General features: G+C 40.9%; 13 protein-coding genes. 6 read left to right on the top strand and 7 right to left on the bottom strand.

Features of this window, described 5'->3' with window-relative positions; translation table 11 throughout:
• Nucleotides 1–73: 73 nt before the first annotated feature.
• The gene (gene ispF / locus JKG61_RS03080) at nt 74–553 is read right to left on the bottom strand and encodes a 2-C-methyl-D-erythritol 2,4-cyclodiphosphate synthase (RefSeq protein ID WP_202101544.1); all 480 of its coding nucleotides are present in this window, start codon (nt 551–553) and stop codon (nt 74–76) included.
• A 274-nt stretch (nt 554–827) separates the two neighbouring features.
• Here ispF and JKG61_RS03075 point away from each other — a divergent pair, with 274 nt between their 5' ends.
• The gene (locus JKG61_RS03075) at nt 828–2,333 is read left to right on the top strand and encodes an SUMF1/EgtB/PvdO family nonheme iron enzyme (protein ID WP_202101543.1); all 1,506 of its coding nucleotides are present in this window, start codon (nt 828–830) and stop codon (nt 2,331–2,333) included.
• A gap of 378 nt (nt 2,334–2,711) precedes the next feature.
• On the opposite strand, the gene pnp is transcribed toward JKG61_RS03075, so the two are convergent.
• The 3 genes from pnp to JKG61_RS03060 form a co-directional block, all read right to left on the bottom strand.
• Nucleotides 2,712–4,889 carry a polyribonucleotide nucleotidyltransferase gene (pnp, locus tag JKG61_RS03070; protein WP_202101542.1) on the bottom strand — a complete coding sequence of 726 codons (2,178 nt, stop codon included), beginning with the start codon at nt 4,887–4,889 and terminating at the stop codon, nt 2,712–2,714.
• A 200-nt stretch (nt 4,890–5,089) separates the two neighbouring features.
• The gene (rpsO, locus tag JKG61_RS03065; RefSeq protein ID WP_202101541.1) at nt 5,090–5,368 is read right to left on the bottom strand and encodes a 30S ribosomal protein S15; all 279 of its coding nucleotides are present in this window, start codon (nt 5,366–5,368) and stop codon (nt 5,090–5,092) included.
• A gap of 116 nt (nt 5,369–5,484) precedes the next feature.
• Nucleotides 5,485–6,696, bottom strand: a complete 1,212-nt coding sequence (locus JKG61_RS03060; RefSeq protein WP_202101540.1) for an acyltransferase family protein — start codon at nt 6,694–6,696, stop codon at nt 5,485–5,487.
• A 317-nt stretch (nt 6,697–7,013) separates the two neighbouring features.
• Here JKG61_RS03060 and JKG61_RS03055 point away from each other — a divergent pair, with 317 nt between their 5' ends.
• From JKG61_RS03055 to JKG61_RS03040, 4 genes are all read left to right on the top strand, one after another.
• Entirely contained in the window at nt 7,014–8,204 is a 1,191-nt protein-coding gene (locus tag JKG61_RS03055) for an ROK family transcriptional regulator (RefSeq protein ID WP_202101539.1), read from the top strand.
• A gap of 11 nt (nt 8,205–8,215) precedes the next feature.
• A complete protein-coding gene (locus JKG61_RS03050; protein ID WP_202101538.1) occupies nt 8,216–11,314 on the top strand; it encodes a SusC/RagA family TonB-linked outer membrane protein in 3,099 nt (1,032 codons plus the stop codon).
• A 19-nt stretch (nt 11,315–11,333) separates the two neighbouring features.
• The gene (locus JKG61_RS03045) at nt 11,334–13,232 is read left to right on the top strand and encodes a SusD/RagB family nutrient-binding outer membrane lipoprotein (RefSeq protein ID WP_202101537.1); all 1,899 of its coding nucleotides are present in this window, start codon (nt 11,334–11,336) and stop codon (nt 13,230–13,232) included.
• A gap of 120 nt (nt 13,233–13,352) precedes the next feature.
• Complete coding sequence (locus JKG61_RS03040; RefSeq protein ID WP_202101536.1) at nt 13,353–15,143, top strand: alpha-L-fucosidase; 1,791 nt, start codon at nt 13,353–13,355, stop codon at nt 15,141–15,143.
• Nucleotides 15,144–15,159: 16 nt separating this feature from the next.
• Here the strand turns inward: JKG61_RS03040 and JKG61_RS03035 are convergent, their stop codons facing one another.
• The 3 genes from JKG61_RS03035 to JKG61_RS03025 all read right to left on the bottom strand — a co-directional run bounded on the left by JKG61_RS03035 (nt 15,160) and on the right by JKG61_RS03025 (nt 18,662).
• Complete coding sequence (locus JKG61_RS03035) at nt 15,160–15,828, bottom strand: copper homeostasis protein CutC (protein WP_202101535.1); 669 nt, start codon at nt 15,826–15,828, stop codon at nt 15,160–15,162.
• A complete protein-coding gene (locus JKG61_RS03030) occupies nt 15,821–16,810 on the bottom strand; it encodes an isoaspartyl peptidase/L-asparaginase family protein (RefSeq protein ID WP_202101534.1) in 990 nt (329 codons plus the stop codon). The genes JKG61_RS03035 and JKG61_RS03030 overlap by 8 nt, the downstream gene beginning before the upstream one ends.
• Before the next feature lie 76 nt (nt 16,811–16,886).
• Nucleotides 16,887–18,662 (bottom strand): aminopeptidase P family protein, encoded by a 1,776-nt coding sequence (locus JKG61_RS03025; RefSeq protein ID WP_202101533.1) that lies wholly within the window; start codon nt 18,660–18,662, stop codon nt 16,887–16,889.
• 137 nt (nt 18,663–18,799) lie between these two features.
• Between JKG61_RS03025 and dacB the strand changes: the two genes are divergently transcribed.
• Entirely contained in the window at nt 18,800–20,221 is a 1,422-nt protein-coding gene (dacB, locus tag JKG61_RS03020; protein WP_202101532.1) for a D-alanyl-D-alanine carboxypeptidase/D-alanyl-D-alanine endopeptidase, read from the top strand.
• The last annotated feature ends 26 nt before the right edge of the window (nt 20,222–20,247 follow it).

Here is a 20,247-nt window from a genome sequence, read left to right as displayed (position 1 = left end):
ATAATCCGCTGTTAAAAATCACTAAATTTAATGATTTCTAAGGCTTCTAGAATATTCGGCTGTGGAATCAGCTTTACGCTTTCTGTATTAGACACACGGCATAGGCCACGACTCCCTCCTGTCTACCTATGAATCCCATCGTCTCATTGGTCGTTGCTTTTATTGAAATGTCTTCGACCTCTAGACCAGCGGCCTCCGCGATTCTTTCTTTCATTTCAGGAATATAAGGTTTGATTTTTGGCGCTTCCAAGCAGAGCATTGCATCTATATTGCCCAATGACCAGCCTCTTTCTAGGACCAGGCGGACACATTCTTTGAGCAGCACCAAACTGCTTATACCCCTCCAACGTTCTTCTGTATTAGGGAAATGATAACCGATATCCTCTAAGTTAGCGGCTCCTAAAATAGCATCACAAACCGCATGAACCAACACATCCGCATCGGAATGTCCAAATGCTCCAGCATGATGATCCAATAACACGCCACCGACAATAAACGGATGCCCTTCTTTTATCTGATGAACATCAAATCCAAATCCTACCTTTATCTTCATAATATTATATCTATTGCATCAATTTTTTCATTTACCCCAACAACGATAACATTTAACTTGACACTTTTCCTTAAAAAATGTCTAAATTACTATATATTTTGGAGAAAGCCCAATACAACAATATACAGGGAAAAGCGAGGCTTGAAAGAAAAATCACTTTATTAAACAGATTACCCAAACTATTATGTATATTATTTTATACGTTAATGCTTACCATATCTCTTAAATTATTTATATTTTTGGGAGTTATTTAAATGGACAATTGATTATTCATATGAACTATTTGAGATTTGTCATTACATCCGCCGCATTAGTTGTTTCTGCTTCGCTGTTAATGACTTCTTGTAAAAGCAAAAGCCAACGTGGTGATGTATCCGCTAAAACCGGTGTACGATACAATGATCCTTATAACGGAGGTCTTCAAATCAACCGCAAGATCAAAGAGAGTCCGGGACCAGGTCTCATTGGAATTGAAGGAGGAACTTTTGTAATGGGCGGAAGCCTAAATGAGGATTTGGCTTTTTCACACGACAACTTGAGAAGACGTGTTACGGTAGCTTCCTTTTATATTGACGAGACAGAAGTGTCGAATGCCGATTGGTTGGAGTATCTTCATTGGATTTCTCAAAATTATCCCCAGGATGGCAAGCTTTATTACGACGCACTCCCTGACTCTTTAGTATGGCGTAATCCACTATCCTACAATGAACCCTATGTAAATTTCTACTTACGCCATCCGTCTTTTCAGGATTACCCGGTAGTAGGGGTATCTTGGGAACAAGCTAATGCCTACTGTCAATGGCGTACTGACCGTGTCAATGAACATATCTTACGGGAGCGAGGCATATTGGTTGACTACAAAACCTTAAATGACCAACAGCAACAAGCAGGACAGGCTTTCAATACCGAAATTTACTTAAATGGTCAGATGCAAGGCGCGGGAATCGATGGCAAGAATATGCCTAAAGACAATAAAATAGGTGCACAAAAAGATGCTAGACGTACCGTACGCATGGAAGATGGTATATTGAAACAACCATATAGACTTCCCACGGAAGCGGAATGGGAATACGCTGCTCTAGGCTTAATAGGTAACACATACGATGGCAATATAGAAACCAGTAAAGCCTACCCTTGGAATGGTCTAGGAGTTCGTGACGGAAGCCGTAGAAACCAAGGTAGAATGATGGCCAACTTCAAGATTACAGGAGGTAATAATATGGGGGTCGCGGGCGACCTTAATGATGGAGGAGACATCACTGTACCGGTAAACAGCTATAAACCCAACGATTTTGGCCTTTATAATATGGCAGGGAATGTCAATGAATGGGTAAGTGATGTATATCGTCAGCTTTCATTCGAAGACTTTGAAGACTTCAACCCTTTCCGTGGTCATGTATTTATGGACAATCAATATGAAAATGCGGAGACTAGAACATTAGCTAAAGATAAATATGGTAGGCCGATCAAAGTTCCTGCCAAAGCTCCAAGAAAGCAAACATGGGAAGAGCTTCAAGCTGCAAAAGCCGGCGATCCAAACAATACCACTTATGATTATGATGTTAGAGGATTTAAAGATGAAGAACAGCAGGCTCTCTACGGCAAAACTACGCTTGTTAACGATAAGTCACGCGTATTCAAAGGTGGCTCTTGGAACGACAGAGCATACTGGTTAAATCCGGCAACGAGACGTTATATGCAACAGAATGAATCTAATGCTATGACTGGATTCCGTTGCGCCATGACTATGGTCGGAAATGTATTTGGCCCAGGAAAATAATAAAACTTAATTCTACTATTTTAACAAGCCTCGAAGTAATCCTTCGGGGCTTACTTTTTTTATGCCTATCGTTACTAATCCCTAAATAGTTATAGTCCTCTACAGGCAACATCAGATATCGATGGAATCAACACCAAACCTGATTATATATTTATATAACAATAACCTATGGTTTACATAGCCTTTACATAGCCTTTACATAGCCTTAACCTAGCTATTAGCTATGTAAAGGGTAGTTAAATACCAGGTTATTACAGACTTAATATTGTAGTTGACACCTATGTATCTACAAGCTGGGCTATAGCCTTTCCTCTGGCTACAAAAAGCAATAAAAAAAGCCCAGCTATTGCTAGCTGGGCTCTGTATTGGACAACATACTTATGCTTTCGGAGTATCTCCTGCAGGCTTTTGTTCTTGTTTTGGCTTATCTTCCCGTGGTGGGCGAGGTAATAACACTTTACGTGAGAGCTTCATTTTACCTTGTTTGTCCACATCTAAGAGTTTTACGGTGACCATATCGCCTTCTTTAAGCACGCCATCCATTGTCTCTAAACGTGTCCAATCAATTTCAGAGATATGCAATAATCCATCTTTACCCGGCATGATTTCCACAAATGCACCGAAAGGCATAATAGATTTTACCTTACCTTCATAGATCTCACCAATCTCTGGTTTAGCCGCAATTGCTCTGATACGCGCAACAGCAGCGTCAATTGATTCTTTATTGTCAGCAAAGATCTGAACCACCCCTTTATTTTCCACTTCTTCGATTGAAATGGTAGATCCTGTCTCACGTTGCATCTCTTGAATAATTTTACCACCTGGACCGATCACCGCTCCGATAAATTCTTTATCAATAGTCAACGATATAATACGTGGTGCATGCGGTTTATAGTCCTCACGAGGTGCATCGATTGTTTTCTTCATCTCCCCTAAGATGTGAAGACGCGCTTCTTTTGCTTGATCCAATGCCTGAGTCAATACTTCCCATTTCAGACCATTGATTTTTAAATCCATCTGACAAGCAACAATACCTTTTTCAGTACCTGTCACTTTAAAGTCCATATCGCCTAAATGATCTTCGTCACCTAAGATATCTGAAAGAATAGCATACTTACCAGATTTTTCGTCCGTGATCAATCCCATAGCAATCCCTGACACGGGTGCTTTCAACTTAACTCCAGCATCTAATAGCGCTAGGGTCCCTGCACACACAGTTGCCATAGAAGACGATCCATTTGACTCCAATATATCAGATACGACACGGATAGTATATGGGTTTTCCGAATCAGCGGGCAATACCTGCTTCAATGAACGCATTGCCAAGTTACCGTGACCGATCTCACGACGTCCAGCACCTCTATTCGGTCTTACTTCTCCTGTTGAAAACCCAGGGAAATTATAATGCAGAATAAATTTATTGTAGCCATTGATGAAAGCGCCATCTATCATCTGCTCATCGTCTTTAGCTCCTAAAGTAACAGATGTCAATGCTTGTGTCTCTCCACGAGTAAATACAGCTGAACCGTGCGCTGCAGGCAAGTAATCTACTTCAGACCAAATCGGACGTACAGTACGTACATTACGACCGTCCAAACGGATTCCTTCATCCAACACCAAATTACGAACCGCATCATACTGTACGTCGTGGTAGTATTTTTTCATTAAAAAGGTTGTCTCTTCATCAAGATCTTCCCCTAAGGTTTCAAAAAATTCTTCGCCGATAATTGCAAACCTTTCAGAACGCTCATGTTTTGTAGATCCCGATTTTGCAACTTCGTACACCTTATCATATGTTGCTGCAAAAATTGCTGCACGCAATTCCGGATTAGAAGGTTCGTGGCTGAATTCACGTTTTACAGTAGACCCGACCAAATTAGCTAACTCTAACTGAGCGGCTACCTGTTTTTTGATTGCTTCGTGTGCAAAAGCGATAGCTTCCACCATCTCTGCTTCCGAGATCTCACTAGCTTCACCTTCCACCATACCGATATCCTGTGCAGAACCAGCTACGATAAATTCTAGTGTGGCTTTTTCCAGCTCAGAAAGACGCGGATTGATGACCAACTGTTCATCTATTTTAGCTACACGAACTTCCGAAATCGGACCATTAAAGGGAATATCAGAAACTGCAATTGCAGCTGATGCTGCCAATCCTGCTAATGCATCTGGCATAATATCTTTATCTGCAGAAATCAGTGAAATCATCACTTGGGTATCTGCATGATATGTTTCTGGGAACAATGGACGTAAAGCTCTATCTACCAGACGAGAGATTAAGACTTCGTAATCTGACAATCTCGCTTCACGACGTAAGAAACCACCTGGAATACGACCAGTAGCGGCATATTTCTCTTGGTAATCTACGGATAAAGGCAAAAAGTCTACACCTGCTTTAGCTTCTCTGTTTGAAACAACAGTTGCCAACAACATGGTATTACCTTGCTTTAAAACAATAGAACCGTCAGCTTGCTTTGCTAACTTTCCTGTAGACAACTCGATTGGAGGCAGGCCACCGCCCATCTCAATCGTTACTTTCTTTTCATTATAACTCATTTTGTTTTCTTTATAGATGCATTTTCCTCTTTATTAATATGATGCACCTTGTTTTTTGACCTTTAAAAATCACCACAAAGGTAAATAAAATTTAGAGTAATACTCCAACCAAACAAAAACTTTCATGGCTGAGAATGAAGCGAAAACAAAAAAGCCACCCCCTAACAAGGAGTGGCTCTTAAGCTTTTCACTGTATAAGCTTACTTGATGATATCACGTAAACCTAGACCTTTAATGATCGCACGGTAACGGTTGATATCTTTTTTGTACAAATAAGCTAATAAAGCACGACGCTTACCTACTAACATCTGTAAGGAACGTTGTGTGTTAAAATCTTTTCTGTTTCTTTTCAAGTGCTCTGTTAAGTGAGCAATTCTCTTTGTGAATAAAGCTACCTGTCCTTCTGCAGAACCTGTGTTTGATGCTGTTCCAGCGAATTCTGCGAAGATATCAGCTTTGTACTCTTTACTTAAATACATCTCTTGAATAATATTAAAGCGTTATAAAATTTATTAATTGTCCGCAAAGGTATGAATTAAAAAGTAAAAAATAAAAATAAAAATCCATTGATCATCAATAATTGACGACTTAATTATCATACTTTCACATATATTTTTTTCTGATCAAGCCAATAGCAGATCACCCACATAATCCCCAAAAAGCAAAGTGAATAAACAAATGAACCTAACTCCGTAGGGCCAGGGATCTGCGCGCACACATTCTTATAGAACCAGGAAAAAGGTGTCGTAAATAAAGCCTGACCGCTCTCTCCAACTCCATTTGGGATACGGATCAAAGCCGTAGCTTTGGGCAGCAGGCCACTCAAAACAAAAATAAACAGAGGATTTTTTCCAAAGACATCAAAAAACCGGGTAAGTTTATTCTTTACCCCTTGCACTTCAATATACCATATCATCCCCCCTATAGTCATGACACCTAAACCTGTGGTGTATAATACATAGGAACTACTCCATATCTTCTTATTAATGGGAAAACCTAACGACCATATCCAACCCAATACTACCAAAATAAATCCGGTTACGAATAAACCTGACAACAATTTAAAATGGGACTCATTGCTTTGCGGCACTTTGGTCCAAAGCCAATCAACCTGCCCTTGGTTCTTAATAAAGGTACCTGCCAAATATCCAAAGACGACCTGTACTACGGCCGGTATTGTACTCATTAGTCCTTCTGGATCAAATGGCACACCTTCGCCTTTATACATATGCGCAATGCCTAAGATCTGTTTATCATAAACTGTACCGAACCAGCCCTCTAGAGAATATGGGTCACCTGTACCTAAAAATATACAGAGCCCCCAATAACTTAACAAAATAAAAGCGCTTATATAGATCAAAGTCCGTGGTCTGAAATAGTAAGCCAGGACGGAAGCGAAGAAGTAGGCTACTGCGATACGCTGCAATACGCCGAATATACGGACGCCCTTATTGGGGTCAGCACTACTCACCCATTCTCTAAACTGCAGTCCCGCATCTCCCCACTGTACAAAAGGAAACCAATTTAATCCTAAGCCAATTAAAAAAATCAGAATGGTCCGCTTGATCACTTTTTTCCAAAAAACACCATCCCCTGCATCCTGCATTCGTGGAATAACAAATGACATGGCATTACCGACAGCAAACAAGAAGAATGGGAATACCAGATCCGTAGGTGTACAACCATGCCATGGAGCATGTTTGAGTGGAGTAAACATAGAGGACCATGTACCGGGATTGTTGACCATGATCATGAGTGCCACTGTAGCACCTCTAAACACATCTAAAGAATAATATCTTTGCTTCATAATTATAGCATATTGCACGAAGTTACTATTTTTCATCATAAATCCGCAAAAACAGACATATAAGTTGTACACCATACCAATCTCTAGTAAAAACACTATTAGTTACAATTTACAGGAACATATGTTCGTAGAAACATACAATTTTTCCAAAAAGTTACTAAATCTACAGGCTCATAATCCTCCAAAACAACATTCAAAAACCTAACTAAAGAAAACTTATTAAAAAAATTAAAAAGTATTTTGATGTTAAAATAATTTTAACCTATCTTTATCCAGATATTAAATCCAGTTATTTACAATGATATAGTTTCTTAACATTGAAAACGCTCCATAAGTCCATATTGACATCCTTATATTATCAGACTCCGCAATCTATTGCTGAGTTAAGCAATTCTATTGGAAAAAGTGTTCCTAACGTTACTCGGAGCGTACAGGAACTACTCCAATATAATTTGATCAATTCAGAAGGATTTGCGGCATCTACGGGAGGTCGGAGAGCTATCCAGTATTCGTTAAACATAGAAGTTCTACCTACCCTACTAGCTATTGCTATCGACCAATACAATACGAGTATATCGCTAATGGATCTTTCCAATCAAATGATTAAAGAACTACATCAACAACACATTAATCTGAATCAGAGCGAGGATCCCTTAGAAAAAATTATAGCCCTAATTGATTCCTTCTTGGAGAGTGAGAACAAGGAGAACATTTTAACAGTGGGTATTAGTATGCCTGGCTTTGTAGACTCTGAAAAAGGAATTAATTCTTCTTACTCTCCCACAGATCCGCTATACCATATAAAGGATGCTATCGAAAGGCATCTGCAGATCCCTACCTACATCGAAAATGACTCTACAGCGATTGCCATTGCCGAACATCAATTTGGAAAAGCAAAAGGATCCAATAATGCTCTTATCATAAATCTAAATTGGGGGGTGGGTCTAGGTATGATATTAGAAGGAAGACTGTTTAAGGGACATAGTGGTTATGCAGGAGAGTTTAGCCATATTCCCTTATCTAATCAGAACAAGCTATGCTCCTGTGGTAAACGGGGCTGTCTTGAAGTAGAAGCGTCGCTCATTGCCGCATTAGGCTATGCCAGTGAACAAATTGAAAATGGACAAATCTCTCAACTAACCGCCCATTATGGTCAAGAAGGGAGAATCAACATAGATCAATTGATAGCCGCTGCACTTAATGGTGATCAGGTAGCAATCGAGTCTTTTGCTAAAATTGGTTATATGCTCGGAAAAGGCATTGCGACATTAATACACATCATTAATCCAGAAAAAGTGATCATCAGTGGTAAAGGCTCGGAAATAGGACAGATACTATTACCGCAGATACAGGCTTCTATGCTAGAATTCAGCATACAGCGTCTATCCAAAGACACAAGTATAGAAATCTCTACATTACACAATGCACAAATAATAGGAACCGCTTCTATAGCTGTATCCTCGTCAAATTGGGAAGTACTACACAAAAAACAAACAGAAACGAACTAAAACTAAATTTTATGAGCAAGTTTTATCTTAAATGTTGCAGCTTATCTATCCTTATGCTTCTATGCATATCGACGATATTTGCACAGCAATCTGTCACTGGAATAGTTACAGATGCATCTGGCCCCGTAAAAGGAGTAAGCATCTCCATAAAGGGCACCAACAAAGCGACACAGTCGGATAGCCAAGGAGCGTATGCTATCCAAGTAGAAACGGGCCAAACATTACGTTTTTCCATGATTGGCTACGCCACACAGGAAATTATCGCCTCATCAGCTAAAACGATTAATGTGTTTTTAGTAAACCAAGAAGGATCTTTAGATGAGGTTGTTGTCACAGCAATGGGAATCAAGAGAGAAAAGAAAACTTTAGGTTATTCTTTTCAAGATGTCAAAGGAGATCAACTTGTTGATGCAAAGGAAACAAATATTGCCAACGCTTTGGTAGGTAAAGTTTCTGGGCTTCAAATCATAAAGGGCTCAGCAGGTCCAGCGTCTTCTACCAAAATTACACTTCGGGGCAACAACTCTCTTACTGGAGACAACCAACCTTTAATAATTGTAGATGGCGTACCGATGAACAATTTCCTTGGTGGAATAAAAGGTAATGGCGACAAGAACAATGATATCTGGAATCCCGCAACCGATATGGGCGGGGGATTAGGCGACATCAATCCCGATGATATCGAAAGTATGTCTGTCCTCAAAGGTGGGGCTGCTTCTGCACTCTACGGTTCAAGAGCCGGTAATGGAGCAATTATTATCACTACCAAATCTGGAAAAGCTCAGAGTGGCGCTGGTATCACTTATTCTTCAACCCTTGGTCTCGAAACCATATTCATGACTCCCGAGCTTCAGAATAATTTCGGACAGGGAAAAGATGGCGTCTACAACCCAACAATGACCAACAGCTGGGGAGAAAATATCTCTGGGAAAGCCTATGACAACATTGGCTCTTACTTCAATACGGGCGTAAATCACACACAGAACCTAGCTTTCCAACAGCAACTCGGTGAAACTAACATTTATTCTTCAGCAACCTATCTAAACGATCAAAGCAAAATTCCAGGATCTTCTTTAGAACGGCTAAACCTGATGACAAAAGTCACTTCATCGTTCGGTCCCGACAAGCGTTGGACAACGGATGTGAAAGTGCAATACATGAATATTAATGCTAAAAACAGGCCTGTTTCTGGACATAATGATTCCAACGTGTACAGCACCCTATTCACGATGCCTCGTTCCATAAACATCTTAGATTTCAAAAATCCATTGAATGCAGTAGGCGATATGGCCTGGTATGGGACATCGGAAAATAAAACTATAAATCCTTACTGGCTCGAAAAATACCGTTTGAATAATGATATCCGAGATCGCTTTATTATGAATGGAAACATTAAATACAAATTCAATGATTGGCTGGATACTGAAGCTAGATTTGGCCGAGACCAATATACCACCAATTACGAAACTAAAACCTACGGCGGGAGTCCGCTGATCACAGGAGGAAGCTATGTGTTAGGAAAGAATACTTTTTTTGAAAACAACTTCACTTTAGCGATAAATGCCCGTAAAGATGACCTATTTGGAAAATGGGGCGGAGCAGCATCTATTTTTGGACAGATTATGAAAACCAAATCTGCAGGCATTGATGCTAATACCGGTGAGCTTCAAGTACCTAATTTGTTCTACATCAATAATAGCAAATCGTTCCCTACGATCGAACAGAGCTTACTGCGTAAACAAATAAATTCGTTGTATGCTACTGCAGAGATTAACTACGATAATTACATATTCCTGAACGTAACTGGGCGAAACGATTGGTCGTCGGCACTAGGTTTAAACAACAGATCTTTCTTCTATCCATCCGTTAGTGGATCGTGGGTTATCTCTGACATGATCACAAAAACAGGAGGAATATTACCTCAATGGTTATCTTTTGCTAAACTACGAGGTTCTTATGCTGAAGTTGGAAACGACCTACCTGCCTTTCAATTATACAATGTATATGATATTGGAAAGGATCCTAACGGAAACACAACTGCTGGAATGGGTAAAACTAAGTTTAACCCCGATGTACTCAGTGAACTTATCAGAACTGTTGAGTTTGGTTTCGACACACGATTATTTAACAGCAGATTAGGTTTAGATTTCGCTTGGTATAAAACAAATGCGACAAATCAGTTAATTGATTTACCGATGAATCCATACAGTGGTTATGAATATGAAAAAATCAATGCTGGTAATATCCAAAACTCTGGATTCGAGGTCGTATTAGATGGCAGGATACTAACGAACGCTGATAAGTTGACTTGGAATTCAAGTGTTAATTTTTCGACAAACAAAAATAAAATAATCAGCCTTATCGAAGGCGCAGACATGTATCCGTTGGGATCATACGACAATGTCTCTATCAGAGCTCTTGAAGGAGGTCTATATGGCGATATTTATGGCACCAAATTTTTAAGAGTCGAGGATGCGGACAGCGAGTTCAATGGACAGTTGATATTAAATGGAAACGGAGTACCTCAAGCAGCTGATGATCTTCACAAGTTGGGAAATCAAGCTCCAAAAGCCCTTGTAGGCTGGAATAATAGCTTTGCTTATAAGAGCTTTGGTCTTAGCTTTTTGGTAGACGGAAGATTTGGTGGAGAATTCTTTTCAGGAACTAACCTTAACCTCCAAGCTAATGGTAACGCAGCTATCACAGCCCCAAATGGCGAACGCGCACCTTTCGTTGTTGACGGAGTAGTAAAATCCAATGGCTCTTATGCAAAAAACACACAACAGACTACACCGCAACTGTATTGGGCACAAGTAACCTCTACTTCAGGAAACTATGGTATTACGGAGCAAAATGTATATGATGCAACCAACATCCGTTTGAGAAATGTAACGTTGAGCTATAACTTTCCAAAAAACATTTTAGGTAGCAGTATTGTACAACGTGCCAAGGTAAGTTTTACAGCTAACAATGTTTGGATGATTAAAAGCTATGCAAATGGTATAGATCCAGAATCGGTCTTCGCAATCAATTCGAATGCGACAGGTTTCGAGAATTTTTCAACTCCCACCTCTAGATCATTCTTTCTCAATTTAACGTTAGGATTTTAATCAAGCAAAAAAGAAAACAATGAAAACTATCATATCAAAAATAAGTCTTGTACTCCTCTTAGGGGGAGTTGCGAGTTCATGTTCTAAGTTTGATGACATGAATGTGAACCCGCTTAAGGGTAATGACAATCAAGTAAAGATTGAGTTTTTCTTCAACAACTCGCTTACAGGAGCTCAACAGGACCCTCACATAGGAGAGCGGATATTTGTATTGGACTGGAAAACTACAGGAAGGCAACACATGACCAATGGCCTCGCGACGGGGACAGCTAATGATGATTGGTCGAAAGACTATTACAGATATTCAGCAGAATGGATAAAAAATGCTACAAAAGGGATCGAAATTGCTACCAATGAAATTAAGGCAGGATCGGCCAACGAATACACCAGTAATATTTTACAAATCTCCCGTATATGGAGAGCCTACTTGATCAGCGAAGTGGCTGACAATTTTGGCCCGATGCCAATTGAATACGCTTTAGGGGAAAATCCGAAATACCGCTCTGTAAAAGATGTCTACTATTATCTATTTGAAGAACTAAAAGACGCTGTCTCTAAAATCGATCCTAGCGTTAAAATTCCAGACGACATTGCTAAATTTGATCGAGCCTATAAATTTAACCACGAAAAATGGATAAAATACGCCAACTCTATGCGTATGCGACTAGCCATGCGACTATCCGAAGTGGACGCACAAAAGGCTAAAACGGAGTTTGAGGCTGCAGTAGAGACAAAACAATACATCATAACTACAGAAGATAATTTCACTGTTGCAGAAAAAGACGGTTGGGATCCTTTAGCAGGCGTTACCAGCCGTTCATGGAACTACCAAGCACTTTCGTCCACATTAAACAATCTCTATTTGGGATTAGGCGGCATAAAAACAGAAAGACAAGTAGCTGATTCCCTAAAATCATCCATCAAAGCGGAGAACTATATAGGAAAACGATATGCTGACCATTTTACTTCTATGACCAACGACCCCTCTGCTGGATACTGGTTAGACGGATTACCAAATAAAATAGACCCTCGTGCATTAAAAGCTTTCTTTATCCCAGGCGACATCAATAACCAAAATTTCTTTGTGAATGGCGATGACTCCAAAAAAACAGTAGACACGCTAGTAACGGCGAATAGTAAAATCCCTGTGCATACCAAATTTACCTGGAATGCTTTTGCTTTGGGGGATTGGGCCGCTAAGGGCACTAACAATAGACTACGCAGTACTCTTGTGGGTAAAGTGCCTGCATTAGCTAATCAATTCAGAAAAAGCTCAAATAGTCGTATCTTCTTTGCAAACTGGGAAACCTACTTCCTTTTAGCGGAAGCCTCCCTAAAAGGATGGACTACAGGAACTTCTACACAAACTGCTTATGAAGATGGTATCAAAGCGAACTTTGATTATTGGGGAGTAGGTCAATTTGCCTCTGATTACCTGAGTTCAACAGATTATAATAGAGTTGGCACCTCTGTAAGTTTCTCTCATACGACCGAACCTGGTAATGAACACACAATGAACTTCATCGACGGGTACACTCAAACAGCCGGAACAGTTAGCATCAAATACCCCGTCAATTCACTTTACAAAAGTGGTTCCGTACGTAACGATATATTGACTAAGATTATTACTCAGAAATTTATTGCCAATTTACCTTGGCTACCATTAGAATCCTGGAATGATCAAAGACGGTTAGGTTTACCATTCTATGAAAATCCAGCTATTGAAAATGCATTACCAAATTTACCTGATCTTAATTCAGGCAACTTTTTAACAAGTAATATCAAGTTCTTTCCGCAGCGACTGCCATTTCCTTCTTCTTTGAGAGATTCTGATCCAACAGGATATCAAGAAGCTGTTACATTATTAGGTGGCAGTGACAAAGTATTAACCCCACTTTGGTGGGCTAAACAAAACTAATCCCACTAACACCCTATCCCCGTTGCTCACCGCAACGGGGATTTTATATTCTATATCAACCTATATTTCTTGATAAAAATTCATTTTTAGTATCTTGTTAGACCACAAAAACACAGCATTATGATTCGTTCCAATTTATTGAAGTCCTTTGTACTCATTTGTCTGTCCATAGTATCCTACCTACAAGTATCCGCTCAGTCTTCTTCTGCGAAAGCCCAATGGTTTCAAGAGGCAAGATACGGGATGTTTATCCATTGGGGACTATACAGTGCTGCTGAAGGGCTTTGGAAAGGGGAAAAACTGCGTTACCTCAACAACTATGCGGAATGGATAAGGTACCGCAACCGTATCTCGAAAGAAGAGTATGGCGAATTGTCGAAGCGCTTTGATTGGAACAAAATAAACCCTGAGGAATGGGTAATTCTTGCAAAAGAAGCCGGCATGAAATACATTATCATGACCAGTAAACACCATGACGGCGTAGCTATATGGGATACAAAAATAGGAGATTACTCCCTACCTCACCTAGCTGGCTCTAATAGGGACATCATAAAAGAACTAGCAGATGCCTGTCGCAAACACGGTATGAAACTGGGGTTTTACTATTCGCATTGGATCGACTGGGAGCATCCTTACGCCTGGGATCACAACCAAGAACTGCAAGGTCATGTAAGCGATGCCCAATTTAACCAGTATTGGCAAGAAAAGGTAATCCCTCAACTTACAGAACTGTTGACCGACTATGGCGATATCGCACTGATGTGGTTTGACATGTGGATTCCTTATCAAAAATCTATCATTAAGAAAGAACAGTTGCTACAAGTTGTCGAGCTCATACGCCGCTTACAGCCCCACTGTCTCATCAATTCAAGACTCGGACTCCCCACGGACGAAAAAAATGTTGATTTTGAAACTTTCGGCGACAATCAATTTGGCAGTACCTACATAGATCACCCTTGGGAGACGCCCGCTACAATTGCACACTCTTGGGGTTATAACGGACAAGAGAATGAATGGAAATCGACCTCTCAATTATTTCACTCTTTGATCTCCAACGTGAGCCTTAATGGAGGTCTCACACTCAATATAGGCCCTAGAGCAGATGGCAAAGTTCCATATGAAAGTACACAACGTCTCCATGAGGTAGGAGATTGGCTCAAAGTCTATGGCAATAGTGTCTATGGAGCCACTGGACTTCCGCTCCGAGCGGAACAGCATGATTGGGGATACCTCACAACTAGGCAAGAGGGCAGCTCTACTTTTGTATATGCCCAGGTCTTCAACTGGCCATTGGATCAAACCTTACGCATCTCAGGAATCAAAACTGCGCCACAAGAAGTCTACCTCATGCGAGGCATAACAAAAAGAAAACTTTCATTTAAGTCTGACGGACCGTTATTGCATATCGAGCTAAATGGTGTAGAGCCAGACAACCACGTTTCCAATATCATACTAAAATACGACCAATCCCCCACTATAGATAGCGATATTGTTGCGGAATCGACTTTTGGAGGTCTTGCTCTCACCACAACTAATCATCAGGACAAAGGAATAGCCTATGAAAAATATGATGGAAAACAGCCTAACCGTATCAAACTTGATGGGACAAAGAAGATCAGATGGGCAGTATATATTGCTGAACCAGGCTTATACAATTTTGACCTATCGGCCTACAATCCGCTCAAAACAGATAAAAAGATCAGCATTACAGTAGATAAAAAAACAACTAAAGGACTATTAGAACCAAACTCGCTGATGGTGGCCGAGCCGAATGAGAACAATTACAATCCGGAGTTTACCGATCGACGGATAGGTCAGATTTCCTTCGCCCAAAAAGGGACCTATACTATTGAACTCACCAATGAAGGAATGGATGAGTTTTGGTTTAATAGGATATGGATCAACAAATAAAGCGAAAGAGAAGGTATTAAGAAACCTTCTCTTTAAGCTCTCTCACTTCTTGAGCGACGGCTGTATTTCCACCATCAGTGATTGCCGACGAGTGAAAATATACGGCAGCCGTTTCACGTAAAACCTGTTCCACATTCGTCGAGCGGAGGCCTCCTCCTGGCATGATGACAATACGTCCTTCAGCCCTATGCACAAGATGCTTGAGATTGGTCAATCCCATCATCACATCAGGTTCGCATCCAGAGGTCAGGATCGTAGTAAAACCACAAGAAATAACATCCTCCAAAGCAACATCCATATCTACGACATCATCAAACGCACGATGAAACGTACAAGGCAACGGGGAAGCCAACTCGACCAGTTCTTTATTCTGGTCCTTATTCATCGTGTTATCCCTATTCAATATACCAAAAACAAAACCATCAACGTGCTGCTCCTTCAGGCGAATCAAAGCTCTTTTCATCTGCTCAAACTCGTCCGCACTGTAGACAAAATCTCCTCCTCGTGGACGTATCATAACATTCAGATCGATATCAAGTTCTTTACGAAGTGTGATAACATCGTCGATATCTGGGGTAGTGCCGCCGACCTCCATACCTGCACAAAACTCGATACGATCTGCCCCGTTTTCTTGTGCAATCAATGCCGCCCTACGATTGAAACTTGCAATTTCTATTTTAGCCATCCGTTTTTAGATAAGAGTTGGAGACAATAAGTTCATTGCCTTTAAAGTCATACTTTGCATAATTAAACCCACCATGGATACAATAGGCGCCATATTCTCCCCTTTTATTCAGGGCGATAAAACCGACCTGTATATTATCCAGCGTCTTCTTTCGATTATGGGTAAATTTAACGATCCGCTTTACCGCTTCTTCACAAGCTGCTTGAGGAGTATGTCCTTGACGCATCAGTTCGACCACTAAATGACTTCCGACAGTCCGGATCACCTCTTCGCCATGCCCTGTAGCCGTAGCTGCACCGATTTCATTGTCAACATAAAGACCAGATCCTATAATGGGAGAATCCCCTACACGACCATGCATCTTGAAAGCCATACCACTCGTCGTACACGCACCAGAAAGGTTACCACGGCTATCTAGCGCAATCATACCAATCGTATCATGATTTTCAATATTGACCACCGGTTCATATTTGGCCGTTTTTAGCCATTCGCGCCATTCTTTTTCCGATTCAGATGTCAACAGATTTTCTTCTGGAAAGCCTTGTTCTTTCGCAAATTGTAAGGCTCCATCCCCGACCAACATCACGTGAGGAGTTTTCTCCATCACCGCCCTAGCGACAGATATGGGGTGTTTAATATGTTCCAGCGCTGCTACAGAACCTATTCCTGCATATTCATCCATGATACAGGCATCCAGTGTCACCTTGCCATCTCTATCGGGACGGCCTCCATACCCCACACTACGCTCGCTAGGATCAGCTTCTGTCAGCCGTACTCCCTGTTCGACCGCATCCAATGCACGTCCTCCCGCAGCAAGCACTTCCCACGCCCCCGCATTGGCCTTTAGACCAAAATCCCATGTCGATAGCACCACTGGCTTATTCACTTTCTCTAATGACATCCCTTTTGACAAATTAGGATCCAAACCTAGAGCCAGTGACCCTACGCCTATTTTACGTAAAAACCTTCTTCGTGAATTCATCTATTTATGCTAAATAAGAGTTATTTCAAAGATTGACAAAAGGTTACCTTGCAAAGGCAACCTTCTATCGTAATATTTAAATCGCTTGGGTTTTACCTTTCAGCCATCTAGCTTCGTCCTCTGTCAATAGCGGAGATACTTTTTCGTACACCCATTGGTTGTAGCTATTAAGCCAATCGATATGGCTTTGCAGCAACAGGCTTTTTTCGACTAGATCCGTCGCAATATAACAAATAGTCAAGGTTTCGAAATTCATAAAATCGCCAAATTGAGAACTCTTGTAATTTGTTGATAACACTAGATTCTCGATACGGATACCATGTTTACCTTCCCGGTATAATCCAGGTTCGATAGAGGTAATCATTCCTTCCTCCAAAGGGATATCGACATTTGTAGGATTGATGACCTGTGGTCCCTCATGTACATTCAAAAAGAACCCCACCCCGTGTCCTGTACCATGCCCGTAATTACGCAGTGTTTCCCATATAGGACGTCTCGTGATCGCATCAATCTGATAACCTCGTGTATTTTGTGGGTATATCGCCTGACTCCCTTCAATCGTACCTTTCAATACGATTGTATAGTCTTCCTTTTCTTCTTGTGTAATATCTCCTAATGAAACCACACGCGTAATATCGGTAGTCCCGGTTTTGTACTGTCCTCCCGAATCCACCAACAACAGACCTGAAGGCTTTAATGCATAATTACTAGTCTCCGTAGCATGATAATGCGGTAATGCACCGTGGTCCAAATAACCAGCAATGGTATTAAAACTGACATCAACAAATCCAGGCTGTTCTGCCCTAAAACCCTGTAATTTTTCCGCTATAGAGATCTCCGATAATTCTTCTTTACCTAGAGTTTCTTCCAACCACTTAAAAAACCGAGTCATAGCTACCCCATCATTGACCATGGTATTGCGTACATGAGCTACTTCGGTTTTATTTTTAATTGTTTTCAAGCTCGTCGATGGGTTGATACGCTCGACAATCTTCACTGCTGCTGGAATACTGTCATATATCGCAAAACAAGTCCGTTTCGGGTCAATGAGAATACTGCTGATCGATATATCTTTCACAAAAGCGAAGACATTCGCATAGTCCAATATACGCACCCCCTCGCGCTCTAATTCAGCAATCGCCTCTTTGTCCAGTTTTGAGGATCCAACAAAGAGAATTGCTTCATCCTGCGTCACATATACAAAGCCCAGTACAACTGGATTACACGGAACATCCTGACCTCTAATATTAAGTAACCAAGCTAAATCATCCAGTGAAGATATAAAATGTCCTTCCACACGATACTTTTGCAGAGCCTTCCGGACCTCTCCCAACTTGGAACCCGTACGCTGACCTGTTGTTGCTTCATCTAACAGATAGGCTTTTACTTGTGGCAAAGCAGGTCTGCCCTCCCATATCGCCCCTAGCAAATCCACATGTCCATCTACCACAATACCTCTGGGTTCCAAACTGTTCTTGACTGTTTGTGCGACAAGCAAGGATGCAAGATTACCATCGAAGGCAACTTTCGCTCCTTTTTCAAGTCGTTGATCCAACCACTCCACATACTCTGCAGCTGCCTGCACCTTGAGCTTTACCAGCTCAAACCCGGTTCCTGCAAGTTGTTCTGCAGCTTGAACGAAATAACGGGCATCTGTCCATAATCCAGCAAAATCTGGAGTAATCACTAAGGTACCTGCAGACCCACTGAAACCCGATGTCCACTCGATACATTTATAACGCTCAGGGAGGTATTCACTAATATGAGGATCCGATGAAGGAATAATATACGCATCAATTCCTTGCTCCTTCATTAAACCACGGACCTTGGTTAATCTTTCTAAATGTGACATATTTTTATAACTAAATATCTCCTGCAAGTTAGCGATTTCTTTTTTTTTACGCTAATTTGCGAATATGTGAATCTGCCTATTTCCAGATTTGCAGATTTGCAGATTTTCCTTAGGTTTGTCAAAATGCTATTATAATTATGAACACAAAACAATACGTTGCACTATTCTATTTTTCGTTAGTGTCTATTACAGCATCCCTAGCGCAGTCTATACATCAGAATTTAGACAAACGCTTTCAATCGTTCCTTGCACAGCCAGGTTTGAAAAACGGGATGGCTAGTTTGCATGTTATAGATAAGAACACTGGCAATACCGTGTTTGAAAAAAACAGCGACATCGGCCTTCCTACAGCTTCTACGCTCAAAGTAATCACTTCCATTACAGCACTTGATCTTTTGGGTGCAAACTATACCTATAAGACAAAGCTATATTACACGGGTATTATAGACAGTACAGGCGTTTTACATGGTGATATTGTGATTCAGGGCAGTGGTGATCCCACGCTTGGCAGTGATCGTTATGAGCAAACCAAAGGTCAGACCTTATTAAATAAATGGGTTAATACCATCAAAAATGCAGGCATTACAGCCATAGAAGGACGTATTATTGGCGATGACCGTCTTTATAATGGACATGATCTGCCGGGAGGATGGATCTGGACGGATATGGGCAATTACTATGGTGCAGGTATATCCGCATTAAACTGGCAGGAAAACAAAGCAGGCATCAACTTCCAAGCCGGAAGTCTTAGTAACCCCGCACTAATAGCATCGACAACCACTGACCTTTCCTATCTTCAATTAATCAATACCGTAAAAACCGGTAGGCCGGGCAGCGGTGACAATGTCTATGCCTATTCGGCTCCCTATTCCGAAAAGATATACCTTCGTGGCACTTATGGTCAGGATTTAAAGAAAACCATTGAGATTTCTCTTCCGGACCCAGCTTTCGCATTAGCTTTCGACCTGTCCAAAGCTATCAATGCCTCCGGAATATTTGTAAGCTCAACTCCTACAACGGGACAACGACTGGTAGAGCAGGATTCCATATTCCCAAACAAAACGGCAGAACTAGATATACACACGTCTCCCAACCTCACAGACATTGTGTATTGGTTTAATCAAAAAAGCATTAATCTATACGGCGAGGCTATCTTAAGAAGCATAGCGTACCTTAGTGGCGGAAAAACATCGACATACGACGGAGCAAATTATTTACAAAAATTCTGGCAACAAAAACTTCAGCTTAGTATTAGCGAATTAGACATTATAGACGGCTCTGGTCTTTCTCCCCAGAATAATGTCACGACCAACGCTATGAACAGGATTATGCAATATGCTATTAAAAGACCTTGGTACGAATCTTTCACAAAAAGTTTACCAATCTATAACGAGATGACAATGAAGAGTGGTACCATAGGCGGGACTCTAGGTTACACAGGGTATCATAAAGCGAAAGACGGAAAAGAATATACGTTTACAATTATTGTCTACAACTATACGGGAAGCGCGTCAAAAATGCGTCAAAGTATGTTCAGTGTACTAGACATCCTGAAATAATAGCTTTATAATTGTATATTGTAAAA

Source organism: Sphingobacterium faecale (genome assembly GCF_016746095.1).
Taxonomy (GTDB): domain Bacteria; phylum Bacteroidota; class Bacteroidia; order Sphingobacteriales; family Sphingobacteriaceae; genus Sphingobacterium; species Sphingobacterium faecale.
The sequence above is the reverse complement of the archived record's forward strand: the minus strand, read 5'-3'. Positions and strand labels throughout refer to the sequence as shown.

Bases quoted from the DNA above. Each gene is read 5' to 3' on its own strand.
- rpsO (WP_202101541.1), bottom strand. From the start codon at position 5,368: ATGTATTTAAGTAAAGAGTACAAAGCTGATATCTTCGCAGAATTCGCT.
- dacB (WP_202101532.1), top strand. From the start codon at position 18,800: ATGAACACAAAACAATACGTTGCACTATTCTATTTTTCGTTAGTGTCT.
- pnp (WP_202101542.1), bottom strand. From the start codon at position 4,889: ATGAGTTATAATGAAAAGAAAGTAACGATTGAGATGGGCGGTGGCCTG.
- JKG61_RS03075 (WP_202101543.1), top strand. From the start codon at position 828: ATGAACTATTTGAGATTTGTCATTACATCCGCCGCATTAGTTGTTTCT.
- JKG61_RS03050 (WP_202101538.1), top strand. From the start codon at position 8,216: ATGAGCAAGTTTTATCTTAAATGTTGCAGCTTATCTATCCTTATGCTT.
- JKG61_RS03025 (WP_202101533.1), bottom strand. From the start codon at position 18,662: ATGTCACATTTAGAAAGATTAACCAAGGTCCGTGGTTTAATGAAGGAG.
- JKG61_RS03035 (WP_202101535.1), bottom strand. From the start codon at position 15,828: ATGGCTAAAATAGAAATTGCAAGTTTCAATCGTAGGGCGGCATTGATT.
- ispF (WP_202101544.1), bottom strand. From the start codon at position 553: ATGAAGATAAAGGTAGGATTTGGATTTGATGTTCATCAGATAAAAGAA.
- JKG61_RS03030 (WP_202101534.1), bottom strand. From the start codon at position 16,810: ATGAATTCACGAAGAAGGTTTTTACGTAAAATAGGCGTAGGGTCACTG.
- JKG61_RS03040 (WP_202101536.1), top strand. From the start codon at position 13,353: ATGATTCGTTCCAATTTATTGAAGTCCTTTGTACTCATTTGTCTGTCC.
- JKG61_RS03045 (WP_202101537.1), top strand. From the start codon at position 11,334: ATGAAAACTATCATATCAAAAATAAGTCTTGTACTCCTCTTAGGGGGA.
- JKG61_RS03060 (WP_202101540.1), bottom strand. From the start codon at position 6,696: ATGAAGCAAAGATATTATTCTTTAGATGTGTTTAGAGGTGCTACAGTG.